This is a genomic window from Ensifer sp. NM-2, from assembly GCF_003024455.1.
In the GTDB taxonomy this organism is placed as follows: domain Bacteria; phylum Pseudomonadota; class Alphaproteobacteria; order Rhizobiales; family Rhizobiaceae; genus Ensifer; species Ensifer canadensis.
Genome location: NZ_PVZR01000005.1, coordinates 119,406 through 140,908, shown reverse-complemented (window position 1 = coordinate 140,908; position 21,503 = coordinate 119,406). Strand labels below are relative to the sequence as shown.

Below are 21,503 nucleotides of genomic sequence, written 5' to 3'. Positions count from 1 at the left end.
CGGATAGCTGATAGTTGGCCGGGCCGATCGCGGTCAGGAGTGCCCGAAAAAATGTCTTGGTGCGGCCGGCCAATGGATATGCCGAGGCAGTAGCTATGTCGGACACAGCTTTTCCGCAACGACCGGCGTGAAGCGCCACTCTTCTTGCACCGTTACAGGCCGGGCTCGGCAATCATCACAACCGGCTCGGTCACGGGTCTTGACGGCGAAAAAAGCTGTTTGACTATTCGATGGACAAGGGAGGTGTTCCCAATGGATAGCCCACTATCGTTATTGGCCAGATGCATGGATGATCACGTCGCTCTGAAGCAAAGTAAACAAATAAGAAAGGCCGCCCACATGGACGGCCTTTTCGATGTTCTGTTTGGTTAGATCAACGTTCCGCGGCTAGCGTATCGTGTGCGTTCCTCTTCAATCTGCGCCGGGCTATAGGGATCGAGTGTCTCATCGAATCGGTTCCAACCTTGCTCGCGATAAGAGGAGCGCCGCTCCTCGAGATCCACCCAGTTCGATCGCCTGAGGATCGCCTCCGCCTCGGCAGCTTCGCTGTCGGCAACGCGCGCTGTTACCAATGTGCCGCCTCGGCGCACCCCCTCGGCGTAGACATGCGCATCTTCTTCCGGCACGCCGGAATCCGTCAGCGCCCCGATAATCCCGCCGACCGCACCACCGGCAACCGCACCGGCAGCAGCACCCGCAGCAGTCGCCGCAAGCCAGCCGGCAGCAACGACCGGGCCGACACCCGGGATCGCCATCAGCCCGAGGCCGGTCAGAAGACCGCCTGCGCCGCCGACTGCAGCACCGATGCCAGCACCGGTACCCGCCCCTTCGGCCGCACCTTCTGTGTCGTCAACCTTGTATCGGCCCTCGCCGTTGCTCGCGACCATGCTGATGTCGTCATCGGGAATGCCGGCGGCTTTCAGCGCTCGTACAGCTTCAGATGCTTGGTCATAGGTGTCGAAAAGTCCAGTCACGGTTTTCATGTTGGTTTTCCTTCGATGGGTTTGCTGAGATATCAACTTCAGTTGGCGACGATGTTGCCCTGGTAGTCGAGGGTGACGGTTACGGGCTTTCCATCCTTGGTGGCAGAGGCGTGCCATATGCCCTTCTCGTCCAACTTCAGCCCGGTCACCGCGGTGTAGCCGTTCTCCTGAAGTCGGGCGCGCGCCTGCTCTTCGGTGAAGCTGTTAGCGCCCTCGACAGGCGCGGTCGGATTGGTGGTGTCGGGCGTGGCGATTGCCGGCGTTTCAGGGTCCGGCGACGTTGTTGCGGTCTGTGCATAGGCACTGAATGCGCTTGCCGCCAGAAAGGCTGTCGCGACGATCATTTGTCTCATTGTTGTCTCCTCGATGCGAAAATTGAACGACGCTGAGACAACGCGACCGCTTGGTTATGGTTCCTTTTCCCTCACAAAGAAGATTGTAGTTATCTATAAGTTACAGTGACTTACAAAAGCCGTTCGTATGCCAACCACCCTTCCTAGGTGAGGCCGAACTCCTTAAGAATTCGCTCGATGACGAGACGCTTCAATCAAACTTCGGCGCGATCTGAAAGTTCCCCAATTCGACCGCCGAGGCGCTCAATTCGAATGCTGAGGTTGGACGTGCGGGTTACCGCAAACCGGCGGCTGAATTTGCGGATCACGTACTCCAAGTCACGATGAACGACGAAGCGCTTGGCGCTCGTTACAGCCAGGCCGCTCGTACTCGGTCTGTATAGCGATCGCGGCCGGTTGGCATCAACGCTTTTCTTCTGCCCTTTCTCGCACTAATTTCTTAGAAGGAACAATATCGCCGGCAGGAAATGACCCACTCCGCTGACAGCCCAAATCAGACCGATGATGAAGACACCAATTCTTCGACGATTGGGGTCGAACCAGAAACCAATCGGGCAGCGGTGGAGCCGGCTGTCAGCTCTAGCGACAACACCGCTGCGGTTGCATCGTCAGACGAGAGTGAGCCGCACCCACCCGCCTTTACGGAAAGCAAGCGCGCACTTCGCCATCTTGCATCCGCTTTTCGCCGCGATCTCGGCACAGTCGGACAGCGTTGCCTCGCAGGTTCGCCCGCGCTGATCAAGAAGCTCAAACTGGTCGCGAGAGCTTCGCGCTCCTCATTCCCCTCCAATTTTCGACAGAGGGCGGCATCAGCCACGGCCCCCCTCCGCAAAGGAATATCCGGGGCAGTAGGCGTCGTCTCCACGCCGGCATGGTTTCCCGCCTTGCGACTTCAGCCTCGCTCATGGAAAACCGGGATCTTGATGGTGACGTTCACCTTTGCGATCTTCGTGATCGGAATGCTGATCTGGGCACTGAAGGATGTGCCGTGGCGAGAAATCGCCGACGGCTCCCTAAAACCTATCGTGGTCCTTGAAGCCGCGGACGGCCAGCCAATCGTAAGACAAGGTCCTTTCCAGGGCCCCTACGCCCGATACGAGGAATTTCCAGCGCATTTGGTCGATGCCGTACTTTCAATCGAGGATCGGCGGTTCATGGATCATTACGGAGTCGATTTGAAAGGCATCATGCGGGCCGTATTGAGAAACTTCCAGGCCGGCTCGGTCGTTCAAGGCGGCAGCACGATTACCCAGCAACTGATCAAAGTGCAGTACCTTGAAAGCGATCGCACGCTGAAGCGCAAGCTGCAGGAACTTGTTATCGCGTTCTGGCTCGAGTGGAAGCTTGGCAAGCGGGAGATCCTCACGCGATACTTGAACTCCGTTTACCTCGGGTCCGGCGCGACAGGAATGCCCGCGGCAGCCCGGATCTATTTCAACAAGGAGATTGCCGCACTCAACGTCCAGGAAGCTGCGATGCTGGCCGGACTGTTGAAGGCGCCGAGCCAATTGAATCCGATCGACAATTTCGAAGCCGCACGCGAAAGGACGACAACGGTCCTCGATGCGATGGTGGCAAACGGCAAGCTCGCAGCGCAAGATGCGTCCGCCGCCAAGGCGAAGTTTGCCGAATTGCATCCGACCACGCCGACGCCGCGCTCGGGCAGTTGGTTTGCAGACTGGATTTCGCCCCAGGCCGGCGAAATTGCAGGTGCCTCTCCAGGTTCGACGACAGTGCGCACGACGTTGGTGCCACGCCTTCAGCAGCTTGCCGAAGATGTCGTCGCTCGCAATCTTGATAAGGAAGGGAAAACTCTGGGTGCGTCACAGGCCGCACTGGTCGCAATGACGCCAGATGGAGCGGTGGTCGCGATGGTCGGCGGACGCGACTACAAGGCCAGCCAGTTTAATCGCGCCGTTGCCGCGAAGAGACAGCCTGGCTCAACGTTCAAGCTTTTCGTCTTCTATGCCGCATTGAAGAACGGACTTACTTTGCGTGATCAGGTCTTCGATGGCCCGATTGAAGTCGACGGGTGGTCGCCGGAAAACTCGACAGGCCGCTATCATGGATGGGTAACAATTGCGGAAGCCTTCGCCCGATCTCTCAATGGTGCAACGGTTGCGCTGGCGCAGGAAGTGGGCATCGAGAATGTTGTAGCGGCAGCAAGAGAGCTCGGAATCGATGCTCCGCTAAATCCCGTGCCGGCATTAGCGCTCGGATCATCCGAAGTCAGTCTGCTTGACCTGACCGGCGCCTATGCCTCGATCCGCCTGGGAAAATCGCCGGTCGAACCTTGGGGCGTAATCGATTTTCAGGCGTCGACCCAAACCAAGGCGTTCCGCGTCGGCCCGCTCACAGCCGCTTCGACCGATCTCGCCACCTACCAACAGGATCTGGTGAGCCTATTACAGCTTGTGGTCGAGCGCGGCACCGGACGTGATGCTTTCCCGGGTTCATTTGCAGCCGGAAAGACCGGCACCAGCCAGAACAACCGTGACGCCTGGTTTGTAGGTTTTACGGAAGATCTTGTTGCCGGCGTCTGGGTCGGTAACGATGACGACACGCCTATGAAGGGCGTCACCGGTGGCGCGCTCCCGGCGCGCATTTGGCGGGATTTCATGCAAGCGGCAATGGCCCAACCTGAACCTCAGATTGATCCAGATACAGGGCTGATGACAAGCCAAGAAGGGCCAGCAGCGTCCTGCAATATTAGGGCTTGCGCGCGGAGCTATCGATCGTTTCGAGCGTCCGACTGCACCTACCAGCCTTATCGGGGAGAGCGCCGGCTGTGTGAGCGGTAGCTGTTCGCGATACGATCATATTTTCAGACGAATTATGATTTTTGCTCGATTGGCAGTCTGTCGGGGGCCTCGAGGGAACATCTGCCGTCTGAAGTGGTTCTCCTTATCACTCAACGGAGATAGCTATGAACATCATCGGACAACAGGTGCTTTCCGACCCAGGGGGCGTGATGACTGTTGAATGGGTCGCAGAAGGTGGCAACGTGATCTCGGTTCGGCTGCAGGACAGCGAACACGATCTGGACGTTGATAGTGCCGTCGCAAAAGCTAAGGCGCTCATGGTCCAGGTGGCCACGTTTGAGAAGGTCGCCACCGAGGTGGAGCCAGAGACAGATCCCCAGGTATCGCCCGCTGTAGAATCATTGCGCAGCGCGCGCACCGCCAAGGACACGGGCACATTGGAGGAACAGCTTGACGAAGGTCTGAAGGCGTCTTTTCCAGCAAGTGATCCGCCCGCCGCCACCGTTAGCACGATTCCCACGGGAAGAACTGATCATCCTGACGCCAAATCATGATCACAAACGGTGACGTGGGCAATCGTTCATCCACCGGAGGATGCGCGGAACGGGAATTTCGTCATTTGCAACGAAAGTGCAGATCGCCGCACTACCGCGCAGGGGTTGGGCATGCCGAATAGCGATGACACTAATTTGGAAGTTGATCTTGTCCCCAGAAAGGGAAGCCCAAGTCCGCGCCTCGATGAAGGAGAGTTCAAAAAGCGCTTTCTGCAACAGTTTCAGGATAGTTCCTATGGCGAGTTGGATGTCGAACTTGAACGGATTGCCGAAGCAGCCTGGGATGCCTATGCCCATCAGCGGAAAAGTCCAAGGGTACGAAAAGCTGGACAAGGGTTTGCCGACCCCAACTACGATCTCGCTGTGGACTGGCTCGATGCACGAGACTCGATCGCGAAAGCACAAATGAGGCATGAAGACGACAATGGGCCTTTCCGCATCCTGCTGATCAACGGCTCTTCGCGAAGCGAGCACTCCTGTCCTGGTGAAGTTTCAAAAAGTTTCCGCATGATCGAAATAGCAAAAGCGGTGTTTGACGATGCTTCCGAATTCGCGGTGGATGTGCTCGATCTTAGCCGAGTGGCATCTGAATATGGCCGCCACATCCATCCCTGCAAAGCGTGTTTTTCAACGTCAGCCGCACTCTGTCATTGGCCCTGCTCGTGTTACCCCAATTACTCACTTGGGCAGACCCAGGACTGGATGAACGAGATTTATCCTTTGTGGGTGCAGGCACACGGGATCATGATCATCACGCCGGTTCATTGGTATCAGGCGACATCAGCGCTCAAAGCAATGATTGACCGCCTAGTTTGCGCAGATGGCGGCAACCCCGATCCAACAAGCACACACGGAAAACACCCGGAGGAAGCCAAGCGGTTGGAAATGGCGGGCTGGCACTATCCGCGCCATCTTGCCGGTCGGCTTTTTTCCGTCGTTGTTCACGGCGACACCGAAGGGGTTGAAAACCTTCGTCGCAGTCTTTGTGACTGGCTAAAGTCGATGGATCTGGTGTCCGCCGGCACGCCCGCAGAAGTGGACAGATACATTGGCTACTGGCAGCCTTACGCCACCAGCCATGACGCCTATGACAAAGATGAAAACTTTCAGGAGGAAATGCGAAACGCTGCGCTCACACTGCGGGATGCAGTGACGGCTCAACGTTTAGGAAAGCAGGTCGCAGCTGGATCTCAATTGGACAGGCCTCGACAGAAGTGAGTCGGGACCGCGAAACTCGACTAGCCCGGTCCGCTACGGCCATTCGCGGCTAAAGCAATACTATGCGCGATGTCACTCCTATTGCTGCCGGGGAAGCGTTAAGAAGGTTCCGCGACCTTGCCCCCGTCGATATCAACGTGTTTGTTGGGCTGTAGCGCGGCTCGGGAGTGCCGACAGGACGTCTCTTGGTGTTTTTGAAAGCCTCGGCTGGTTTGGCGAGCGCTTCCACCCGAACCTTCGTGCCGATGCCCTTCTGTTTCCAAACTGGTCGCGCTTGAGCCGGCATATGTTCAGCGCCAACCACCACACTCGACATGCAAGACTTCGAAGGAATACGTTCAGCAGCCATGGTCTATGACCAGCAACGCATCACGGACCGATATCGACGCATCGATGACGCCACGATTTTTGGTATGAAGTCGGTCCAAGGCAGCCCTCGGCCCTATTCCTCCCTGACGCGTCAGGAATAGCTTCAGCTTACGGGTGTGGTTGGCGCCCCATCGCTCGCCCCATGCCTCCCGTCCCGCTTATGTTCTTCTTGTCGGGCACGTCGGGGAACGCTGGCGGACCAGCTGCGTTTTGTCGCTGCGAAGGGAGATTGGGAATGGGAAATCACGCTGTCACGCATCGTCATCTTCAAGTTGGCAACTTCCAACTTTTTGTCCGTGAAGCTGGGTCATCGAATGTGCCGGTGCTTTTACTGCCCCATGGCTATCCATGCTCATCGTTCGAGTTTCGTCGACTGATGCCGGCGCTTGCCGACAAGTGGCGCACGATCAGTTTCGATCTGCCCGGGTTCGGCTACAGCGACACGCCTGCCCTGTCCGATTTCGGCTACGACTTCACCGCTTATGCGGACGTTCTTGGCGATGTGGTGAACACGCTTGGGCTGGACCGTTATGCGATCTGGCTTCACGATTATGGGACCTGGATAGGGCTTAAGCATGCGATGATCCATCCCGATAGGATAACAGGCCTCATCATTCAGAACGGCGACATCTACGAGGATGTCATGGGCCCCAAGTATGCGGCGCTGAAATCCTGGTGGGCGGATCGCACGACCGAGACGCACCGGGTGTTGGAAGACGCGGTATCGGAAGCAGGCTTTCGCGCGGAATTTGTGGGTGAAGTGTCGGCCGAGGTTGCCGCACGAGTTCCACCGGATTTGTGGAAACTGCACTGGCCCTTGATGAATACGCCCGAAAGGCGAAGGATTTCAGTCCGGCTGATGGAAATCTGGGAAGAGAATTTTACCTGGTTTCCCCGCTATCAAGCCTATTTGCGGCAGAACCAGCCTTCGACTTTGATCGTATGGGGACCAGAAGACGGCTACATGCCGGCCCAGTCTGCCCGAGCCTATTTGCGTGATCTGCCGAATGCGCAGCTGCATCTGATCGCTGGTGCCGGTCACTGGCTGCTGGAAACCCACTTCGATGAAGCACGAGTGCTTGTGCGCGAATTTCTTTCTCGGCTGTCCGCATGACTTCGGGGCAAGTTGCCGCACTTGAGCCTGCCGCACGCTTCGGGTTTTCACAGCCCGGTAGGATGATTGCGGCGATCGACTACTTGGGTATCCGGTCGATCACGCCTGCGTGCGCCTTACAAACTGGAATGTGGAGGAATTGGTAGCCATCATCATTCGATCAACCGGGCGAAGATCTCGCTGATGCCGGGGATTGTATTCAACAGCTTCACATTGCATTGGCTTTGGTAATCGCCAGGATCGTTACCAACTCCCCGCCTGAATGGCGATCGACGATGATTAATCGGGCGAAAGTCCGTCAAGGCGGGGCGAACAAGCAGCGAACATCCACAGGACATACCATGTATATCTGGTCTGGATTAGCTTCCCCGGAGTAGGAATGAGTTGAGGCCCTGTTCGGCCTAGACGGCCGGGGCGAAATAACACTGGCACTTTCGTCATCATCGTTAAAGTACACCCGTGGTCAAAAATTCAAAGCGATGCCGTGATTCATTCTGCGCTCATAAGCAATGCCGATAACGAGGAATCCGTTCATTGCCAGCGGAGCCAGGCCAGCATCAGGTAAGTCCCGCCGCGCCAAAATTCCGCTCGAGATACTCGACGCCAAATTCGACAATGTCCTTGGCATCGAACAGGTAGCTGTGCGCACGCGCCACCGGGCCTTCGCGATGCCGACCCAAGAGCACGTACGCATTTGCAATCGTTTCGACGGCATCGGGCTCTCCATCGATCGCAAAGCAACTCAGGATGCCGTTCGAATCGAAGTCTTCCGTATGCGCCCAGATGGTTTGGCCTTGCGGGTCGAGAAGCGGCATCTCATAGGTCACGCGGCGCTTTCCAGGAATTTCGGCTATTGCCTCGGCATAGTGTAGGACAGTGACGGCATCCAGGGGAGCACCGAGCAACAGCACCTTTCCGCCCCGCTTGACAAAACGCTCCAAGGGAGACCCTTGACCGAATGCCCGTCCGAGAACATGCGGCTCTATCATCTCTCTTGCAAGCGATCCCACCGCGACCATGGATGCATCCGGGTGCGCACTGCGCAGAGCATCCGGCGTATCGACGAGGTACTGGTTAAGGACGCCAAAGCCGCGGTATGTTCCCGCCGTCTCGGGGTGGAACGGTGGCCAATTCCGGCGTCGCTCCTCGCTCAATTGGGCGCCGTTCAGAGTCTCGTCATAGGGTGATCGATCCCATGAGGCATAGCCCATCAAAGTGCCGTTCGGCCCGACGGCCTTAAGGATCGATGCCACAATGGCAGGCGGGCCACCCTCCACGGCGCCGATAGCCTTCAGTGATGCGTGCACCATGAGTAGATCGCCAGATTGAACGCCCAGCGCTCGAAGGTTGCCGGTGATTGTCGCTTTGTCGTTCATCTATCGGCTCACCCCTCACGCGTTCACCGACTGCCACCCAGCATCGCGATCTGGATGATTTTCAAGCCAATGGGCCTCGCGCATTGAGAATTCAGCACCGAGAGGAAAAGCAGATGGCGCAGAACCATCAGCGACCCGATTCAACGCTTTCCGCTCCTGAACTCGAAAATGCTGTGCGAGGCGATCACCCAGGCGCAGCGAGAAGATTAAACAAATAGACAATATCAGAACTCGCCGATAGTGCGATTGAACACCCGAAGCTGGCCCGACCAACGGTCGGACCAGCAGGGCTGAGCGTCATTCAAGGACTTCGACCACGGCGCGGGTCTTCGGATTGACGAGTACGCGCTTGTTGTTGAGGATGACGTAGCTGTATTCGGGCTGATCGGGGATCGTATGGATCTCGACCGTCTCAGGCAGTGCCGTGCCAACAGCGAGGTCACCTTCAAACGTGAGTGACGGGGTCTTCTGCTCAAGTACGTAGGTCCTGACCTCTCCAGGGACGGTCACCACGGTTGTCTGTGCACCAGTGACCGAGCACAGCGCCAGAAATAGGGAAACAGTGGGAACAACCAATCTTCTCATATTTTCCTCCTATGGATTTCGGTCCGCGCTTAAAACTGCGCCGCTGATACAATGTTCCGCGCTGGCCTTACCGGCAGCCATGACTGCGGCGAGTTACATGAACCTCCGGCAAACCATAGCAAGCGCCGGCGATCACCTCGGCTTTGCGCGGTCGATGAGGCGAATACTTCCTTCGCCCCGATGGCGTGTAGGCCCTGGGCGATATCTAGCCGGTCAACTAGGAACCGAATGACCAGCACCAGGCAGAGAAATTCATGGGGTGGCATCGTCCCATCGACGAGATGCTCGTGCAATGCGCGCGAGACGCACCCACAGACCGCCCGTAAAGCGCGAGCGGAACGTGGACCTCATATCTCGCCAAATAAACCCGCTGCCCGACCTCGGCGATACCCTCCCGGCCCCTTCAGCAAGGTGCCTTTTCTTTATGCGCTGCTGCGTCCTCTACCAGAAGCAGTCCGCCGCCATAATAATCTCAACTTTTGCTCACTTGGAGCCAATTAGAGATTTCGCTATCTTTTCTCCCCGGTGAAAGCGATAGCTCATAGAGGGAGGTCTATATGGCTATTCAGTTTGACCAGTCAGGCTTTGAACTCGCACCCCAGCAGATCGGCACCCTGCAAAGGATATTTGATCGAATTTGCTTCGAAGCGAGAATCCCCCGCCAAGACATTCGCGCGGGCCGCCTCGCAAAATTCTTGATGGATGAATTCAGGTTCGGCAATACTGATGAAGTGGCATTGACCGAATGCGGCCGCTGGTTCTGCAGGCGGATTGCCCCCACACCTCGTATTCAGAGCGAACAGCCACCAACCTGGATGCAGCACTAAGCTCTGTCGTTTCATGAAACGCTTCCGTGCAGGGGCTGGAACTAATCCAGATACAAAGCTTTGTGTTAAATACTCTCGAATACGCCATAATCTCCAAAGGTCTCGGTGACAACAAAAGCCGCTGAGACCTTCTTCGAGAAAGTGCGATCTCCACGCGCAATCCCACAGCGAGGGCCCTGATTACGGCAGCGTCGCCTACCCCCAGGGGCCGGCTGGGATTGAGGCTAAGAGTAAAAACGATAGGACTTCGCACTGAGGTGATAATGCCTGACGACTTCGAGAATTTAGTCGGCGTCTTCATGGAAACAGTTCGGGAAAGGCACCTCCCCCTTGGCAGTGAAGGACCGAGGCGATTGCGGCGGGCCTGATCAATCCGAGGCGCCTAACGAGATGGCCGGTAACTTTGGTTCTGCCGGTTCCAGAACTGACAGCTAACGTCGACCGCCTTCAATGCTGTTCAAGACCTCTCTCGCCATCGGATTGCCGGACTCCTGGCTGTCTGGGGACCCGGGTCCTTGCAAGCGATGTTCTCCGTGCTGCCCTTGCGAGTGGAAGATGCGAAGCAAGACCCGCCCCGTTGATGCGTCGTGTTATGGCGGAACTATTCTTTCCGGTTTCGGTTGGAGCGTGAGGTTTAAAAAAGCTGCTGATCGGCGGTGGACTTCGAAACGATTGTCCGGAGGCTTTGATGATCCAACTACCTGCGTATCGCCGGCAGTAGGACGCGTCCGCCCGACGAGCTCTGGCGTAGCCCTGTCACTGTCCTGGCATCGTAATGTCCACCCCATCATATCGGAGGCGAGATAAAATGAACCGCTGGAACAAGGACGGCCAAGGCAACATAAGGGTATCTCCTATTATTGGCTGGAAGACCGCGACGCTTATAAACCAGAACTCTGATGTTTTCCTTCGCCTCGAATTCGGCGTCGATCACGATCTGGAACAAGTTTCAGCTTTGCAGTTTGGACTTACCGCCCTCCAAGCCAAAGCGCTCGGAGAGCAACTCGCCTCCCACGGGGACAAGTTGGCTGGGATAGTCAAGGTGGTCAAATAATGAGCAACCCAACGCACTCCGCTTTCAATCGGAATAATTAACAGCCCCGCTTGGAAGAGGCCAGCGCGACACCACTTTGCAATTCACAGCCCGGCGGATTTTGATGTTGTTTACGTCCGAGGAGATCGCCTGCGCTATCTCAGCCTCCATTTCAAAACGCGTCGGGCCGACGTTACCGATTACCGCAGGCAATCCGTGAATAGGGCACTTGGGAGGCTTTCTCGAAGGTTTCGCTGAAACAGCGGCTCAAGCATTTGAGGCGAGTTGTCAGCAGCTTGTCGTCTCTGGGGGAGCCTTAACGAAAGAGCCCTGGTCCAGAAACCAGGGCTTCTCCGATGACTTCGAATCTTACCTGCAAATATTCAGCAATCGGCGCCGCAATATGCCTAGTTTGTTAGCAAATTCGTCAAGACCAGGTGGTGCCCCGCAGTGCCAAGTCTATGGGTATGGAGGAGAAAATCAATTAATTCTTATGGGTTATTTCGTGATCAACGTCACAACAACAACAACGGTCCAACACCGTTTGGCCGGCGGTCGATGGAGCAACGAGGCGTTCAATCGGCGAACAGCTTGAGCTAGGTGATTTCGCGACAGGCTAATACCATGTCAAAGGACCACAATCTTCCCGGTTGCGTGCTGTCCCGCCGTAAGCAAATCGGTGTTTTCGGTTGTCGTTTGTTGAGGTCGCGCTTTCCAGAACCACGATACCCGAATAGAGAACCGGACTGCCTTTGTCGCGGAGGCATCTACCGAAGGCAATGACTGAAACATAGCGGCCACCGTGCGTTTGACGCGATCGGCGGATGCTGCGCTCGCCCTCCAACCACTGTTTCGGTGGTCGAAAGCAGCATCGGCACCTTGAAATACAAGGAAGGGGCTCCGAGTAAGGAGACGGTGGACAAAGTCTACGATTATGTCGACCTGATGCACGGCGTCGAAGCCTTCGTGAATGCCTACCAAGGCGCTTCGGTGGCGGCCATCTTCAAGGGCTTCGAGGATGCGGGCGTGCCGGACAACACGGCTGTCATCTGGTCAGATCTGATGGACGCAAAGTCCCTATTCCTGGCGGCAAATGCCGACACGGTCTATTTCTGGGTAAACCTGAACGTTGCTGACGGACCGCTCGTGATCGAGACGCCGCCAATGTCTCTGGGCGTAATCGACGACATCTGGTTCCGATGGGTCACCGAGGAAAAGGCGGTCGATTCCTGCTGGTGCCTCCCGGCTACAAAGGGGACCTGCCCGAAAGTGGATACTTCGTGCACAAGCTGGCGACCACTCGCGCGACAGCGTTGGGCCGCTCGTTCCTTGAGAACAACGACCCCAAACCTACGGTGGAATTGATCAGGAAGACGTTGAAGGTCTACCCATATGTGCCGGGGGGATTCGGCACCAGCATCGCCTCCGCGCTCGACGGCAAAGCCACGTTGCAGCGCACGCCTGACCACAAATTGGATTGGTCGTTCCTGAAACCCCAAGAGCCTGTCAAGTTCACAGAGGGCACCGGCAAGGCGATGAATACGATCCCGCCCAACGACTTCAGCTATTTCGAGATGATCAATGACCTGGTGCAAAAGGAACCGGCAGAGGCGCTCGATCCAGAGATTATGGGGTAGCTGGCCGCAATTGGCATCATCAAGGGAAAGCCCTTCGAGCCCGACGCCCGGATGAAGAAGCGACCGGCCCACGTAGAGGGTGCGGAATATATTCGCGCACACTAATGGAACTTTTAGCATCAGGTCCGATTCTACAATTATTCACGGAAGGAGCGAATTAGTGGCCCGACCCCAGACTGCAGCAATGCATCGACAAGTGCCTCCGCTGCAATTCCGGCTGTCCCTCGACCCGATGCACAGCGGACTGCGCGCGCCTGAGCGATATGAGCGTTTGTGTCGAGACTTGCGGCAGATGCACGGGAGGCTGTCGCCATTGGACGGATGGTTATTGATGTAAGGACGGCTGTCAAAGGCTTGCGATGCCTGGCCATTACGATGGTCTGCGTCAGCTGTGCTACCTGTACATCCACGCAAGTGCCGCACAAGAACCGCAGCAGTGGATATACCTCCCAAAGCCTACATGGAGTGAAGACGAGCGCGCGGGGCTACGGCAAGAATATTCGCAAGGGTAGTGGCCGCTATATAATCGGCAAACCCTACGTGGTGAAAGGCAAGCGCTATTATCCGAAGGAAGACCCTAACTACAACAGGAAGGGAACCGCTTCTTGGTACGGCTCCGCGTTTCGCGGGCAGCAGACCGCAAATGGCGAAATTTTCGATCCGAATCACCTTTCCGCCGCGCATCCGACCCTTCCCTTGCCCAGCTATGTGCGGGTGACTAATCTTGAAAATGGTTCTTCGGTGATCGTGCGCGTCAATGATCGCGGTCCGTTTCATCGGGGTCGCATCATCGACGTTTCCAGCAAGGCAGCCGAACTGCTGGACCTGAAGCCCCGTGGCACGGGCGCCGTTCGGGTGCAGTACGTGGGCCGCGCCCGCCTGGGGGGACAGGATATGCCCTATCTCATGGCCTCCTTTGTGAAGAAAGGTGATCGCTTCCCGGCCGTCAATCCGGAGCCTCAGATTGCAACCGGCGTTCTGGTGGCCTCGAAGCAGGCGAAGCACGACCATTCACGGAGCGACGGTCAGCCTCTCAGGTCGAAACCGACGAACTTTGCCGGCAATCGACAAAGCGCCTCTTACCTGGCGGGTACCAATACCGCGGCCGCATTCCAGACAGTCGAGCAGCCTTTGATGTTGCCTGAGATGGGCGAGGTTATATTCGAACGGCCGTCCGAATACGCCTGGGCCAACGGCCTGGGCGGCGATGCAGATGTCAAATACTGCTTAGACGAGGACATTGATGATGGTGCGCGCGACATGTGCGAGATTCAAGTTGTCCCCATGCCGGGTGCTGCCGATCGCGATAAGCGTCTGACCGGTGTGATCTCCATAAGGCGACGCCGCTCTTGCGGAAGCGTTTCCGGTTAACGAGCCGATGTTTTTCGATTGGGCGGATGAAGCCGAGATTGATCTGGTCATTCTCCAGCCATTGCATGATGTCGTTGGTCGAGCTGATCATGATATGCAGCTCGATATCGGGGTATTTGCGGCCGATGCGCGCCAGGAACGCCGGCGGCACGTCAATGGTTGCGGGATAGACAATTCCGATCCCGATCTTGCCCATCGAATTGCCGGCAACCGAACGCAACACCTTGGGCGACAGATCGACATCGCCCAAGATCCTCACAAACTGACCATAGTAGATCTGCCTGTCCTGGTTAGTTCGGCTTTCGCGTCGATCGCTCCAACAGGCGCTCAGTTCCTTTTCCGGCGACTGAATCTGACAGCTCAAGCCCGGCCGGGCGATATGCACCCGGGCTGTCGCGCGACCAAAATAAAGCTCCTCGGTAACCGCCACGAAATAGCTCAGCTGGCGAAGTCCCATAGTGTGTTGTGCATGGGGCAGCCGCGCTCTTCCCTTCCACCAACTTCTGGAACTTTCCGCTCCGTCGCCAGTTCTCCATCACATCAAGAAAGGAAAAAAGACGTGGCGACGGATGACCTCACTGCCGGCTTCACCGGCACTCCAAGGTGTGCGTAAAGCCACCAAAACAGCCACAGTCGTTCAAGCGCGAAACAAATGCAACGGGTGCTGCGGCCGCGGAACGATCGTCAGTCGGGACGAGGCTACTGGTGGTAACCTGCGTTCGTCTCGGTGCTCTGCAATTGCTGACTATGCGATCTGGGACAGGAGCGGTGCGGACCGACGAATTTTTGAAGATTGCCCTCAGAGGAAGCGCTCATGACCCACGAACCATTAGGAGTTTCTGCACCGTCCGCGACTGCGAAACATATTGAGTGGCCGAAAGTCGCGGCGCAGGAGGAGTGGGAAAAGGCCCGAGACGCGCTTCTTTCAAAAGAGAAGGCGCTCATGAAGCAAAACGACGCGCTAGCGGCAGAGCGGCGCCGGCTGCCGATGGTGGAAGTGCCTACCGACTACACGTTTCTAACGGCCGACGGCGAAACGAACCTGATCGGTCTTTTCGCGGGCCGTCGCCAACTCATCGTCTACCGCTTCTTCTATGCTCCCGATGTGGAGAACTGGCCGGACGGCGCCTGCTCGGGATGCTCCATGTTTGCAGACAGTGTCACGCATCACGAGCACTTAGCCGCGCGGGACGTTACCTTCGTCTTCGCGTCGACCGCGCCTAAGGACAGCATCGCTGCATACAAGAAGCGGATGGGCTGGTCGACGCCTTGGGTGACATTGCCGGATGATCGGTTCTCGAAAGATTTCGATGTCGAGGAAACGTTCGGCATCAACGTGTTCGTTCGTGACGGTGACCGGGCGTATCGCACCTACTTCATGAATGGCCGCGGCGTAGAGGCAGTCGGTCCGATCTTTACGCTTCTGGACCTCACGCCTCTCGGCAGACAGGAAACTTGGCAGGACGTGCCATCCGGCCGCCCACAGGCAGAGCCATACAAGTGGTGGCGCTTGCACGATCATTACGGCCCTGCGAGCAAGGCCTGATATCTCCAGCGGGCGTCCTGCCTAATGCCGCCTTGCGCATTCTGACGATCGTGAAGATATGCCCGCCGATGCCTCCCCACAGCGTCGCGCCGGCAAGGCGTGGTGCTCAAGCCTGCGTATGCAGGTCCTGGCTAGTCGATATTTCTGCGAACGCACCCAATCCTGTCACTCAGGGAATGAAACCTCGTTGAGACGGGTCCCAAAAAGCAGCATGTAAGGAAAACCGGACGGCTCACCCCGGGGGGCAGGCACGATGAAAGGGTGAGATACCGTCCGGCTCACTCACAACTCCCAAAACTTCTTTCGAATACAAATGTTCCATCGTGTTCCCTGCCCTTCGGATCAAGGAAGACGCTCACGACAGAAATCCCCGCCAGAAGGTTGGCTCGTTCCCCACGTTGGGCGGGTGTACCCGCGAGATGACGTTGCCCACCTCGTCGGCGACAGTTTTTCGGGGCGTCCCGTCTGGTCGAAAGTCACCGCGACCGTGCTGCCCATGGGCGTATCACGTGCGCCGATGAAGCCTGTGAGAATGTCCTTTGGCCGGTCGGCTGGTTGACCGTTGCGAACTGCGTGAAGATTACTTTGTAACCGCGGTGCACGCTGTCCTTCTGCCCGCCGGAGAATTATGATTTCGAATGGAATTTGTTGAAGCCTTCCAACGACTCGGCGTGGCGCTTGCAATCGGGCTCCTAGTGGGGTGCGAGCGAGGCTGGCAGGACCGTGATTTGCCATCCGGCGGCAGAACCGCGGGCATCCGGACGTTCGGACTTTCTGGTTTCCTCGGCGGACTTGCCGGCTATCTCCAGCTACGATCGGGTCCTATCATGCCTGCGGTGCTGCTCTTGCTCTTCGGCACTGCTTTCGTCATTTTCAAGCGGCGCGAGGCGGAGGAAGAAGAGGATTTCGGCGCAACGACAGTCATCGCGAGTTTCGTTGTCGTCGCGCTTGGCGCGGTTGCGGTCGTGGGCGACATACGGCTAGCCGCCGCCGGTGGGGTTGCAACCACGGCACTGCTTGCGGCCAAGCGCAGCCTGCATGGCTTTCTCCGGCAATTGACCTGGCTGGAGGTTCGAGCAGCCCTCGTTCTTCTTGCCATGAGCTTGGTTGCTCTCCCGCTGTTGCCGAACGAGCCCATCGATCCGTGGCAGGCGCTAAACCCATTCGCGCTGTGGCTGCTGACGATCACGATCGCCGCCATCTCCTTTGCCGGCTATGTCGCAATCCGCGTTGCCGGGCCCAGTCGCGGAATACTGTTTGCTGGTGCCGCCGGTGGACTGGTCTCCTCCACAGCGCTGACACTCTCCTTTGCTCGCTTCGCAGCTGACGCACCGGAGAGTGCTCGGCGACTGGCTTGCGGCGCGGTGATTGCCGGCGCCCTGTCGCTGGTCCGTGTCGTCATTATCGGTGCCGTCATAGCGCCTGTTCTCCTGGTACCTCTCGGGATCGTATTAGCGCCGGCCGTGTTCGTGCTACTGGCTGCAAGTGGTTTGATTCTGTGGCGAAGCGGCGGTAAGCGTGAAGCGCCGGATCTTCACCTGAAAAACCCATTCGAACTCGGGGAGGTACTGCGTTTCGGCGCCCTGCTCGGCGGCGTTACTGTGGCGTCAAAGTTTCTGGTCGAGAGAATCGGCCAGGTCATGCTTTTTGTTGTCGCCGCCGTCTCGGGCCTGATGGATCTCGATGCGATCACGCTTTCGACTGCACGGCTTACGCCAACGTCGGTCGATCTCACAACTGCCGTCGCGGCGATCCTGATCGCGGTGATGATCAATTTGCTGACGAAAGTGGTGCTGGCCTTTTCAGCCGGCGGCAAAGGACCCTACGCGCTCACGCTCGCTTTGGCGACGTTTGCTGCAATCGCCGCAGGTTTGTCCGCCTATTTCCTGCTTGGTACCAACTTTCCCAATTATCGGTAAGCAGCAACGATCCAGCAGTTCGAAAATCGGTGAGAGTAGCTTCGCCAGCCGTGCGATTGGCCGCAGTACAGGCGCGCAGCCGAAGTCAATCACCGCCGCCGCAAGATTTCTTTTGCAGTGGTCGGACGCGGCTGAACAAAACGGTGCTCTGGCGGTTATATTAGTGCACGCACAAAAACGATCCAGATGATGATCCGTCGGGATCGTGTGCAAGGATGACCTTCGCCACGGAGGTCATCCTTTTCTGCATTCGGGCGTAGGGACCCAAGTCCGTCCCACGCCCGAAATGGTCTGTTCGCCAATCAGCGATTGGCAAGCAGGTCGTTGACGGAACTCTGCGCTCTGCCAAGGGCTTCGTCGACGGTTTTGTCGCCGTTCACGGCCGCACCCACCTCTTCGCCGATGATGTCCTGGATGGCGAACTGACGCTGGACGGCGCCGGGCAGCGAGCGGCCAGTATCGGCGGCGATGCTTTCACGATGCGGCAGCGAGTTGAATTCTGACATGTCGAAGACGGCCTTGACCGCCGGAAGGTGACCGGTGCGAGCCCACTGGAAGTCGTTCTCGGCGAGAAACTTGAAGAGCTTGTCGATCGCTCGACGCCTCGCGCGTTCCCCAGATGGAAATTACATTCTCCAGGACTTGGGTGATGTCGTTGGTCGAAGCCAGGGACATGCAGCTCGATATTGAGATGGTTGCTGTGCGGTGGACAACTTAATCGAGCGGTGCCTCATCAATTCGCCAATGCTACCGCAACCCCAGCACTTGAGCAGGCATTACTCCCGGAAATTCGCGATTGCACCGCGCCAAATGCGGCGCATAATTATCTGCGCTGGGACAGCATGACATGTCCTCCTTACCGGTGGGGAGTTATGTGTGATGAACAAAACCGTTGGATCTCGCCAAGAGATAATAGCGCCTGAAGACTTTAGGAAAATCGAAGGTGTGTTTCGCGAATTGGTGCGTCGAAAGCGGGTTGCACTGGAAAGTGAAGAGGCTGATGCGCTCGCCGCCCGCCTTATAGGGCTGTACCAAAGCGGCATCCAAGACGCGGAGGCCCTCAGGCACCTTATGAGCTGTTAGCGGTCGTCGCCGCTCCAAAACAAGCGGGCACTGCGTAGGCCGCAACGGCTCAAGATTTCGAACCGGCCGAGCAATGAGGGCAGGATCGATAGCTCGTCTTTGATCCTGTCTGGGTCTTGGAAAGGTCCAATCTATTCAAGCCGCGAAGCTGCTTTCGACAACTCTTCATGGCCCTTGCGAGGAAAGTTCTGCTACCTTGCTAGGGCGCGACCGACTGACCACGGCATCAGTGAACAGTAGGGTAGTTTGTTGTCACTCTCGTGTCCCATTGACGAATATCAATTCGTTGTTTTCGCACTTGAAAAGCACTTAGCGGAAGATAGATGGTCGAACACGAGGCGCTGCAGGAGGGGGCCAACCATGGGACAGTTGACGACCATCGAACGGGGGCTGGCATCCGCCTTATTAATTTTGCTCGCGATTATCGGGATCGCGATGGGAGTGGCTGGTCGAACCGACCCCCTGGGCGTTCATGGCGCAATAATCTTCTTCTACAGTGTTGCGCTCATATTCATCATCATTTCGCGTGCATTTGAGGGCGTGCCCGATCCGACCCGGATCGAGCGATACTATGATGATCCGATCAAGGCCGGTGTCGCATTCACCCTCGCCTGGGCGATCTTTGGGATGTTCATCGGAGTTTGGGCGGCCGCACAGCTAGCTTGGCCTAGCCTTAACTTCGATACGGCATGGACAAGTTTCGGCCGCATCCGTCCAGCGCATACGACGGGCGTCATTTTTGGATTTGGTGGCAATGCCCTGATCGCAACTTCATTCCACGTCGTCCAGAGAACGTCCCGCGCAAGGTTGGCAGACCAGCTCAGTCCGTGGTTCGTGCTGATGGGCTATAATCTATTCTGCATATTGGCAGTCACCGGGTATTTCATGGGGATCACCCAATCGAAAGAATATGCCGAGGCGGAATGGTATGCTGATCTCTGGCTGGTAATTGTCTGGGTGACCTACTTCATCCTTTACATCAGGACTTTGGCGCGCCGCCGTGAACCTCACATCTATGTCGCCAACTGGTACTATATGGCTTTCATCCTGGTGGTCGCCATCTTGCACATCGTCAACAACCTGACGGTACCTGTCTCACTCGGCCATGCAAAAAGCTATACAATATGGGCAGGCGTCCAGGATTCTATGGTGCAATGGTGGTATGGGCACAACGCCGTTGCATTCTTTTTGACCGCCGGCTTTCTGGCAATGCTTTATTACTATTTGCCAAAACGAGCCGAACGACCTATTTTTTCGTATCGCCTGTCGATACTAAGCTTCTGGGGTATCACGTTCTTTTATATGTGGGCCGGGTCCCATCACTTACACTACACGGCACTGCCCCATTGGGTACAAAATCTTGGCATGACATTTTCGGTCATGTTGCTCGTTCCATCATGGGCCTCAGCGGGGAACGCGCTGCTCACGCTCAACGGCGCGTGGCATAAGGTGCGGGATGACGCCACACTTCGTTTCATGATGACCGCCGCCTTTTTCTATGGGTTGTCCACCTTCGAAGGCTCGTTTCTCGCCATACGCCCGGTGAACTCCCTTTCCCATTATACGGATTGGACCGTCGGGCACGTGCATGCGGGTGCACTCGGATGGGTAGCGCTGATCACCTACGGATCACTGTACACGCTGGTGCCCGCCATCTGGAAACGGGAACGCATGTATTCAGCCACGCTGGTCGAAGTCCACTTCTGGCTCGCCCTTGCAGGCACGCTGATCTATGTGTTTGCCATGTGGAACTCGGGCATCATCCAGGGTCTGATGTGGCGCACCTATAGTGAGGACAACAATCTTACCTACTCGTTCGTCGATTCGCTTGTTGCAATGTATCCCTATTATATCGCCCGCGCCTTCGGGGGGTTCCTCCTCCTGTTGGGCGCGATCGTTGCGACCTACAATATCTGGATGACCGTTCGGGAAGCCCCTGTCGGTGGTTACGCAGGAGATGCGCCGCCCATCACGTCAATCCCACAGAACACGGCAACAGGCCCAGCGGAGTAAAGCGATGCCAGAACTGTTTCATCGCAAGCTCGAACGGACTGCAATCGGATTTGTACTGGCAATCATCGCTGCGGCAAGTGTAGGAGGCATCGTGGAGATTGCCCCCTTGTTCACGATCGACGAGACGGTCGAAACCGTCGACGATATGCGGCTTTATACGCCGCTCGAGTTAGCAGGCCGCAATATCTATGTCCGGGAAGGTTGCTACGCCTGTCACAGCCAGATGATCCGCACGCTACGCGATGAGGTTGAACGGTACGGCCCCTACTCGCTTGCAGTCGAGTCGAAATACGATCATCCAATGTTATGGGGATCTAAACGCACGGGACCCGATCTTGCCCGCATCGGTGGGAAGTATTCAGACTTCTGGCACGTCGCTCATCTAAGCAATCCTCGTGACGTTGTGCCGGAGTCGAACATGCCGGCATATGCTTGGCTTGCGAGGACGCCATTGCGGATGAACGACCTTGCCGAGCACCTCCAAGCTCAGCGAGTGGTTGGCGTGCCCTACACAGACGCTATGATTGCCAATGCCTCGTCTGACGCCTACGGCCAGGCAGTGCCCGACAGCACGCAATCCTCAGGCGTCTCCGAGCGATACGGGGAGAAAACGACAGTCACTGCCTTCGATGGCGTTGCCACGAACGTGACCGAGATGGATGCGCTCGTGGCCTACCTCCAAGTGCTTGGCCGTCTGACCGAAGCCGCCTATGCCAACACGGCAGCGACGGAACAAGCACCCGATCCCAACGATTGAACC

19 protein-coding genes and 2 pseudogenes are annotated in these 21,503 nt (G+C 57.0%); 15 read left to right on the top strand and 6 right to left on the bottom strand.

What is annotated here, in order from left to right; genetic code table 11:
- Window positions 1–368 precede the first annotated feature (368 nt).
- Complete coding sequence (locus C6558_RS12305) at window positions 369–983, bottom strand: general stress protein (protein ID WP_057205552.1); 615 nt, start codon at window positions 981–983, stop codon at window positions 369–371.
- Between the two features lie 38 nt (window positions 984–1,021).
- Window positions 1,022–1,336 carry a PepSY domain-containing protein gene (locus C6558_RS12300; protein WP_057205554.1) on the bottom strand — a complete coding sequence of 105 codons (315 nt, stop codon included), beginning with the start codon at window positions 1,334–1,336 and terminating at the stop codon, window positions 1,022–1,024.
- Between the two features lie 923 nt (window positions 1,337–2,259).
- On the opposite strand from C6558_RS12300, the gene C6558_RS12295 reads away from it, so the two are divergent.
- The 5 genes from C6558_RS12295 to C6558_RS12275 all read left to right on the top strand — a co-directional run bounded on the left by C6558_RS12295 (window position 2,260) and on the right by C6558_RS12275 (window position 7,353).
- Entirely contained in the window at window positions 2,260–4,137 is a 1,878-nt protein-coding gene (locus C6558_RS12295; RefSeq protein ID WP_244496016.1) for a PBP1A family penicillin-binding protein, read from the top strand.
- A gap of 125 nt (window positions 4,138–4,262) precedes the next feature.
- On the top strand, window positions 4,263–4,652 hold the full coding sequence (locus C6558_RS12290) for a hypothetical protein (RefSeq protein ID WP_057205557.1): 390 nt from the start codon (window positions 4,263–4,265) through the stop codon (window positions 4,650–4,652).
- 111 nt (window positions 4,653–4,763) lie between these two features.
- On the top strand, window positions 4,764–5,870 hold the full coding sequence (locus C6558_RS12285; protein ID WP_057205560.1) for a flavodoxin family protein: 1,107 nt from the start codon (window positions 4,764–4,766) through the stop codon (window positions 5,868–5,870).
- Window positions 5,871–6,184: 314 nt separating this feature from the next.
- Window positions 6,185–6,340 (top strand): DUF4334 domain-containing protein, encoded by a 156-nt coding sequence (locus tag C6558_RS41570; RefSeq protein ID WP_162249714.1) that lies wholly within the window; start codon window positions 6,185–6,187, stop codon window positions 6,338–6,340.
- A gap of 134 nt (window positions 6,341–6,474) precedes the next feature.
- Window positions 6,475–7,353 (top strand): alpha/beta fold hydrolase, encoded by an 879-nt coding sequence (locus tag C6558_RS12275; RefSeq protein WP_057205562.1) that lies wholly within the window; start codon window positions 6,475–6,477, stop codon window positions 7,351–7,353.
- A gap of 557 nt (window positions 7,354–7,910) precedes the next feature.
- On the opposite strand, the gene aac(3) is transcribed toward C6558_RS12275, so the two are convergent.
- Complete coding sequence (gene aac(3), locus C6558_RS12270) at window positions 7,911–8,729, bottom strand: aminoglycoside 3-N-acetyltransferase (RefSeq protein WP_057205564.1); 819 nt, start codon at window positions 8,727–8,729, stop codon at window positions 7,911–7,913.
- A gap of 297 nt (window positions 8,730–9,026) precedes the next feature.
- Entirely contained in the window at window positions 9,027–9,314 is a 288-nt protein-coding gene (locus C6558_RS12265; RefSeq protein ID WP_057205566.1) for a DUF1236 domain-containing protein, read from the bottom strand.
- Between the two features lie 557 nt (window positions 9,315–9,871).
- Between C6558_RS12265 and C6558_RS12260 the strand changes: the two genes are divergently transcribed.
- The 5 genes and pseudogenes from C6558_RS12260 to C6558_RS12235 all read left to right on the top strand — a co-directional run bounded on the left by C6558_RS12260 (window position 9,872) and on the right by C6558_RS12235 (window position 14,182).
- A complete protein-coding gene (locus C6558_RS12260; protein ID WP_107027298.1) occupies window positions 9,872–10,141 on the top strand; it encodes a hypothetical protein in 270 nt (89 codons plus the stop codon).
- A gap of 808 nt (window positions 10,142–10,949) precedes the next feature.
- Window positions 10,950–11,195: a hypothetical protein gene (locus C6558_RS12255; protein ID WP_057209381.1), complete on the top strand. Its 246-nt coding sequence runs from the start codon at window positions 10,950–10,952 to the stop codon at window positions 11,193–11,195.
- Window positions 11,196–12,119: 924 nt separating this feature from the next.
- Window positions 12,120–12,505, top strand: a pseudogene (locus C6558_RS40675) (DUF1254 domain-containing protein); the annotation flags it as partial.
- Window positions 12,506–12,550: 45 nt separating this feature from the next.
- Window positions 12,551–12,811 carry a hypothetical protein gene (locus C6558_RS40310; protein WP_199197027.1) on the top strand — a complete coding sequence of 87 codons (261 nt, stop codon included), beginning with the start codon at window positions 12,551–12,553 and terminating at the stop codon, window positions 12,809–12,811.
- 465 nt (window positions 12,812–13,276) lie between these two features.
- Window positions 13,277–14,182, top strand: a complete 906-nt coding sequence (locus C6558_RS12235; RefSeq protein WP_057209372.1) for a septal ring lytic transglycosylase RlpA family protein — start codon at window positions 13,277–13,279, stop codon at window positions 14,180–14,182.
- A gap of 40 nt (window positions 14,183–14,222) precedes the next feature.
- Here C6558_RS12235 and C6558_RS41565 read toward each other — a convergent pair.
- Window positions 14,223–14,639: pseudogene (locus C6558_RS41565) on the bottom strand (LysR family transcriptional regulator); the annotation flags it as partial.
- A 357-nt stretch (window positions 14,640–14,996) separates the two neighbouring features.
- On the opposite strand from C6558_RS41565, the gene C6558_RS12225 reads away from it, so the two are divergent.
- Window positions 14,997–15,728 (top strand): DUF899 domain-containing protein, encoded by a 732-nt coding sequence (locus C6558_RS12225; protein WP_057209366.1) that lies wholly within the window; start codon window positions 14,997–14,999, stop codon window positions 15,726–15,728.
- Window positions 15,729–16,366: 638 nt separating this feature from the next.
- Entirely contained in the window at window positions 16,367–17,647 is a 1,281-nt protein-coding gene (locus C6558_RS12220) for an MgtC/SapB family protein (protein ID WP_107027295.1), read from the top strand.
- Between the two features lie 302 nt (window positions 17,648–17,949).
- Here the strand turns inward: C6558_RS12220 and C6558_RS12215 are convergent, their stop codons facing one another.
- Window positions 17,950–18,153: a hypothetical protein gene (locus C6558_RS12215; protein WP_057209361.1), complete on the bottom strand. Its 204-nt coding sequence runs from the start codon at window positions 18,151–18,153 to the stop codon at window positions 17,950–17,952.
- A gap of 373 nt (window positions 18,154–18,526) precedes the next feature.
- Here C6558_RS12215 and C6558_RS12210 point away from each other — a divergent pair, with 373 nt between their 5' ends.
- The 3 genes from C6558_RS12210 to ccoO all read left to right on the top strand — a co-directional run bounded on the left by C6558_RS12210 (window position 18,527) and on the right by ccoO (window position 21,500).
- Complete coding sequence (locus tag C6558_RS12210) at window positions 18,527–18,730, top strand: hypothetical protein (RefSeq protein ID WP_057209358.1); 204 nt, start codon at window positions 18,527–18,529, stop codon at window positions 18,728–18,730.
- 360 nt (window positions 18,731–19,090) lie between these two features.
- A complete protein-coding gene (gene ccoN / locus C6558_RS12205) occupies window positions 19,091–20,743 on the top strand; it encodes a cytochrome-c oxidase, cbb3-type subunit I (protein ID WP_107027294.1) in 1,653 nt (550 codons plus the stop codon).
- 4 nt (window positions 20,744–20,747) lie between these two features.
- Complete coding sequence (ccoO, locus tag C6558_RS12200; RefSeq protein ID WP_107027293.1) at window positions 20,748–21,500, top strand: cytochrome-c oxidase, cbb3-type subunit II; 753 nt, start codon at window positions 20,748–20,750, stop codon at window positions 21,498–21,500.
- Window positions 21,501–21,503: the final 3 nt, after the last annotated feature.